Genomic DNA, 6,248 nt, shown 5'->3' on the forward strand with positions numbered 1-6,248 from the left:
CTTATTTTTATCTCATCATTAGCGGTGGATTGGTTCCAAACGCGCATATTGTGCCACCAGCCACTTGCTCCCCGCTTGTTCAAAGTTGACCTGTATGCGCGCCTGCGCTCCTTCCCCTTCAAATGACAGCACAATGCCGTAACCGAATTTTGGATGACGAACCGTCTGCCCCACCCGCCATTGACCTGACATAGTGGCAGAAGAAGTTGAACGCATTGTTTGATTGGCCGACGCCATCGCTGCCGAGTTCATACGTGTTCCCATACGCACTTCTTGTCGGCATTGGGGTGGAATTTCCTCAATAAACCGTGACGGACGACGATAACTTTCCTGGCCCCACTGTCGTCGCTTTTCCGCCCAAGTGAGCAATAACGCACGTTTGGCTCGCGTGATGCCGACATAGGCCAGTCTCCGCTCTTCCTCAAGCTGCGCTGGGTCGCCAAGACAATGATGGTGGGGGAAAAGATCTTCTTCCATGCCGGCGATACACACCCAAGGAAACTCCAGCCCCTTGGCCGCGTGTAGTGTCATCAGCTGCACTGCTGACTCTTGCTCGCTTGCCTCATGTTCGCCTGCCTCAAGTGCAGCATGCGCCAAGAATGCACCTAACGGATCAGCGCCGGCTTCTGTCCATTCGTCGCCACTGTACTCTTCTGTCGCAGCCACCAGTTCCTGTAAGTTTTCGCGCCGTGCCTGCCACCGCTCAAACGATTCTTTTTTGTAATTTTCCATCAATCCTGTGCGCTCAAGTGTGGTGCGCACCAGCTCGGGCAATGCCAGGCCCGGTCGTTCGGTTCGCAACTGATCAATCAAAGCGACAAAATCACCCACAGCATTCGCGGCCCGCGCGGAGAGAAAGTCGCGCGCGTTCAGCGCCGCTTGCCACAAGCTCACCGAATTTTCTCTCGCAAAATCACGCAACTGAGCCACCGTACGCTCGCCAATGGCACGTCCCGGGGTATTCACCACCCGTTCAAATGCCGCGTCATCATCGGGATTGTAAATGAGCCTGATATAAGCCAGCGCATCCTTGATCTCCGCACGTTCGAAAAATCGCAGTCCGCCAAAGATCCGGTAGGGAATCTGGGCGTGCAGCAGCGCCTCTTCCAGAACGCGTGACAGCGCATTTGATCGATACAAAATGGCGCAGTCATGCCACTGCCCCCCTTGCGCAACCCACTGAAGTATGCAGCTGGCTATAAAACGCGCTTCTTCCTGTTCGTTGAAGGCCTGATACACCGCAATCGGTTCGCCTTCTGCCCCCGCAGTCCACAAATTTTTGCCCAGCCGATCGCGGTTATTGGCAATCACCGCATTGGCGGCATCCAATATTTTTTGTGTGGAGCGATAATTTTGTTCCAACCTGACTATTGTCAAGGTCGGATAATCCTCTTTCAGTCGTCGTAAGTTCTCGACACGCGCCCCCCGCCAACCATAAATCGATTGGTCATCGTCACCCACCGCGGTCAGATTGCCGTCCGGGCGAACAAAACTTGTCAGGAGTCGATACTGTATGCCGTTGGTATCCTGAAATTCGTCGACGAGGATGTGGGCAAAACGCTCCCGATAGTGTTCACGAATGGTTGGAATGCGACACAAAACTTCATAGGTGCGCAGCAGCAATTCGGCAAAATCCACTGCATTGGCGCGTTCGCATGCGGACTCGTAGGCAGCATAGACTTCACCCAGCACTCGTGAATAACGATCTGTTTTCGCTAAGACTGCCTGAGCTCGAAAACCATCATCCTTACAACGATTGATAAAACCTTGGACCTGTTTGGGTGGCCACGCCTTGTCATCGAGCTTAAGTTCTTTCATCAAACGCCGAATCAGACGCTCCTGATCGTCAGCATCCAAAATTTGAAAGTTTTCCTTCAGGCCCGCGTCTTGCCAGTGCAGCCGCAAAAAACGGTGACATAGTCCATGAAACGTCCCAAGCCACATCGATTGCACAGACCGACCCAACAATTGCTCAATTCGGCCACGCATTTCGCTCGCCGCCTTGTTGGTGAATGTCACCGCCATCAGGGCATGCGGCGGGACGCCCTCGGCCACAAACCGTGCCAATCGATGCACCAAGACACGTGTTTTGCCGCTGCCGGCGCCAGCCAATACCAAGAGCGGGCCATCGTTATGACTTACCGCGGCAGCCTGCGCTTGATTCAAGCCAGCCAGCGGATCAAAATGCCACATCTGTTCTCAACCTTATAATCGTTACGTCCAGTTCACCAACGCAGTTTGTACCATAATTGTTCTCACTTTACAGCCGCAAACGCCGCCCTATAATGGATGATAGTGCGGGCGTAGCTCAATGGTAGAGCCCCAGGTTCCCAACCTGGTGACGTGGGTTCGATTCCCATCGCCCGCTCCATTTGGTGGTTGACTTCCTTGCAGGAGCCGGTCGCCTGAGATATAATGGTTTGTTTTTTACAAAAATTGGAGTTTATATGAAAATTGAGAAAGACAAGGTTGTCAGTTTTCACTATCGATTAACTGACATCGACGGCAACCTTTTGGAAGAATCCTTCTCTGGTCAACCACTGTCCTACCTTCATGGCCATGGCAATCTGATTCCAGGCATGGAAAATGCGCTTGATGGTCGAGAAGCTGGCGATAAGTTTGATGTCACCATCGAACCAAAAGATGCCTATGGCGAGCATCATCCAGGTCTGGTGCAACGCGTACCGCGCGAAGCTTTTCAAGGTGTTGACGATATTCAGGTGGGTATGCGTTTCCGGGCCTCAACAGGACAGGGCGAAGTGCCCGTCGTCGTGACTGAGGTTTCTGACACCGAAGTGGTGGTGGATGGCAATCATCCGTTGGCCGGCAAAACTTTGAAGTTTGATGTTGAGGTGACGGATGTGCGTGATGCGACCGCTGAGGAACTTGCGCATGGTCACGCCCACGGCCCAGAAGGACATGGCCATTAAGCGAACGAGCACAAACAAAAAAAGCAACCTCGGTTGCTTTTTTTGTGCCTGGTTGATTTCTGGAAAATAGTGTCACACCATAACTAGCCTGCCAATCGAATTGAAACAGTTAAAATGTCACGTCTGTTCGCACTGAGCTTTTTCTTATGTTTGGCATTGTTCGCTGACGCCAATGCCAAGCCACATCCGTTCACCGTCCATGACCTTATCGCGACCAAACGCGTTGGCGTACCACGGCTATCGCCCGATGGGCGTCTTGTCCTGTTTAGCCTCACACAAGTTGAGCCGAACAACCACACACAATCGGACCTATGGCTGGTTGACACCGCGAGTGGCGAAAGCGCTCAACTGACTTTTACGCCACGTGCTGAAAAAGATTATCAATGGACACCCGATGGTCGCATTTTATTTGCGCGCGACGGCAATATTTGGGAGTTGGTGATCGGCCAGGACAAACCCAAAAAAATCTTGTCGGTGCCCGTCGACATAGAGAGTTTTCGTATCAGTCCCGATGGCAAAATGATTGTTTTCAGTGCGCGAGTGTTTGTTGATTGCGAAAATCTCGACTGCACCGCTCAACGCGCCGCACAGCAAAAACAACGAAAAGCCTCGGGACGACTCTACCATCAACTGTTCGTTCGCCACTGGGATCGTTGGCGTGACGGCCGACGAGCCCATCTGTTCGTGGCGCACATTGAAGATAAGCGGGTCCGTGATTTGATGCCAAACTGGCAAGCCGACGCCCCAGCGCCTCCCTTCGAAGGGAATGAGACATATCGCTTCTCCCCGGATGGTCGCTACCTCTTTGCCAGCATCAAAAACGCCAAGCGTGAGGAAGCGTGGTCGACAAATTATGATATTTATCGTTTTGACTTAGCCGATCCTGCCGCTGCGCCGGTGAATCTCACACAGGCCAATCCTGCGTGGGATACGGCACCGCAACCATCTGCCGACGGACGCCATCTCTATTACACAGCGATGGCGACACCCGGATATGAGTCGGATAAACGCACCCTAGTGCGGCTTGACCTGACAACCGGCAGCCTCACGCCCATCACCGGCCAGTGGGACCGCTCGGTTGACGCATTTCAATTAATTGGAGACGGGCGGATACTGATCTCGGCCTTGGAGAAAGGCCATCGCAAACTGTTTGTACTTGACTTAAATGGCGGCAAGATCACAACCATCGTCCCGCGTGGTAATGTCGCCGCATTTACAGCAAGAAATAAGACAATCATCTACCTTCATAATGACTTTTCGCATCCGAGCGAATTATACAAACTCACGCTCAACAGACGGATTCGTACCCAGCAACTGACCTATTTTAATAAGCCATTGCTGACACAGATTCAATTTGGTCGCTATGAACAATTCCGCTTTCAAGGCTGGAATAACGAATGGGTCGACGGCTATCTTTTTCGCCCGGTCAACTTTAAAAAACATCGGCGCTATCCTGTCGCGCTGTTGATTCATGGCGGTCCGCAAGGCAGTTTCTATAACCGTTTTCACTATCGCTGGAACCCGCAAATTTTCGCCGCCGCTGGTTATGTCACGGTCACGATTGACTTTCATGGCTCCACAGGTTACGGGCAAGCATTCACCGATAGCATTCAGAATGATTGGGGCGGCAAACCACTGGAAGATCTGAAAAAAGGCCTGGCATTCGTAGGGCGCCGCTACCCATTCGCGGACACCAAAAATGCGTGCGCCTTGGGGGCATCCTACGGTGGCTACATGATTAACTGGATTGCTGGTCAATGGCCGGAAAAGTTCCGCTGCCTGGTGAACCATGGCGGTGTTTTTGACAACCGCATGATGTATTACGCCACCGAAGAGTTATGGCTCCCAGAACGGGAACACTTAGGTCCTTATTATGATTTCGCGCGGGCGCACGAAAAACACAATCCGGCGCTTTATGTCAAACGCTGGAAGACGCCTATGCTGGTCATTCAAGGTGGCAGGGATTACCGCATACCAGAAACGCAGGCCATTGCCACCTTTACTGCACTGCAAAGGCAGGGTATCGACAGCGCTTTTCTGTACTTCCCAGACGAAAACCACTGGGTCCTAAAGCCCGCCAACAGTATCCAATGGCATGAAACTGTGCTGAGCTGGCTGCGCCGATATTTAAAGAACACACCGTAACCACAAGCACTAAGCGCGCCTTGTCGGCGCGCTTTCAGTCTTTTTTGAACTGTGACTCCCAGGTCTTAGCTATGTCCGATAGTTGTGCCTCGAGCTCCGCTTGTCGCGCAGCTTCAGCACGCTGGGCCTCCAACGCCTGCTCCATGGCAATCCGCTTTTGCGCTTCTCTGTGTTCTTCCGCCTTCGCCTGACGCAATGCTTTTTCTGCCTCCAGCTTTTTGCGCTCTTCTTCCACCAGCGCTTGCTTGGCAGCGATGGCTGCTTTTTTTTCTTTAATGGCTTCAAGCGCCAGTCGTTTTTCTTCTACGACCGCCTTTTTCTCTTCAAGCGTTCGCGCTGCCGCTTGTTCTTTGACCAATTGATCAATGCGCTCAATCAGCGATTGGTACAACATGGTTACCTCCGCATGGACATGGGGAAGGGGCCAGCGACGAAAGAACTGTTTTGCCTCGACAATATGACCTAGCTCCCTTGCTGCTCTCCTTAACACCGAGAGATCGAGCCTTGGCGCCGCTGTGGTTTGTTCGGCGAGCGCTTCTAGTGCGCTGTGGGCATTTCCAAACCACTCTGCCACCACTTGATCCTCTTCAGCACAAGGGTGCTGATGAAATACCGAAAACACCTTATCCAAGGTCAGGGACTCACACTTTGCCCAATGTTCCAACCGTCGCAACTGGCGTTCACGCCTCAGTATCGCGCTTGAATGGCGAAAAAAACGCCACAAACCACGGCCACCATCACGATAAACCTCGCGTAGGCACATCGCCAAAAAACGCGCCGACTTGGCCATGGTCAAAGAAAATAAACGCATAGAACGGGGCATTGCTATGTTGTCGGGTTCAAGGCTGGCGAATCAATTGAGTATGAAAGACAATAGCCATTAACGCAAGCCACCTCAGGGCACTTGTATGGATGACCACCGTCTTCTGAGCCATTTAGCACAGATACTCAACACAACGGCCGATGATTTAAAAAGCCGGTTAAATCCCGGCCACACGACTTTTTGGGAACGAAAGGTGTTGCCAAAGCTCATCGGCTTGCAGGATTGGCCAACGGTTGCCGTGCTATGTGCGCGGTTAGCCGATTATCTGACCAATCCCGCACTATGGCAACTACGTGCCGCATCCGCCCATTTTAGTGCTGGCCAGCTACTCGAAGCAGAAAATATTTTAC

General features: G+C 52.3%; 5 protein-coding genes and 1 tRNA gene. 4 read left to right on the plus strand and 2 right to left on the minus strand.

Features of this window, described 5'->3' with window-relative positions:
- Positions 1-18 precede the first annotated feature (18 nt).
- Positions 19-2,193 (minus strand): DNA helicase II, encoded by a 2,175-nt coding sequence (locus tag D6694_05070; protein ID RMH45148.1) that lies wholly within the window; start codon positions 2,191-2,193, stop codon positions 19-21.
- Positions 2,194-2,297: 104 nt separating this feature from the next.
- On the opposite strand from D6694_05070, the gene D6694_05075 reads away from it, so the two are divergent.
- The 3 genes from D6694_05075 to D6694_05085 all read left to right on the plus strand — a co-directional run bounded on the left by D6694_05075 (position 2,298) and on the right by D6694_05085 (position 5,075).
- Positions 2,298-2,371, plus strand: a tRNA-Gly gene (locus tag D6694_05075).
- Between the two features lie 76 nt (positions 2,372-2,447).
- Positions 2,448-2,930, plus strand: coding sequence for a peptidylprolyl isomerase (locus tag D6694_05080; protein ID RMH45149.1), 483 nt, complete (start codon positions 2,448-2,450; stop codon positions 2,928-2,930).
- 114 nt (positions 2,931-3,044) lie between these two features.
- Entirely contained in the window at positions 3,045-5,075 is a 2,031-nt protein-coding gene (locus D6694_05085) for a S9 family peptidase (protein ID RMH45150.1), read from the plus strand.
- 34 nt (positions 5,076-5,109) lie between these two features.
- Here D6694_05085 and D6694_05090 read toward each other — a convergent pair whose 3' ends face one another.
- Positions 5,110-5,886: a hypothetical protein gene (locus D6694_05090; protein ID RMH45151.1), complete on the minus strand. Its 777-nt coding sequence runs from the start codon at positions 5,884-5,886 to the stop codon at positions 5,110-5,112.
- Between the two features lie 97 nt (positions 5,887-5,983).
- On the opposite strand from D6694_05090, the gene D6694_05095 reads away from it, so the two are divergent.
- Positions 5,984-6,248 (plus strand): hypothetical protein (locus D6694_05095; GenBank protein ID RMH45152.1); only part of this gene is annotated, 265 nt, incomplete at its 3' end.

Source organism: Gammaproteobacteria bacterium (assembly GCA_003696665.1).
GTDB lineage: Bacteria > Pseudomonadota > Gammaproteobacteria > Enterobacterales.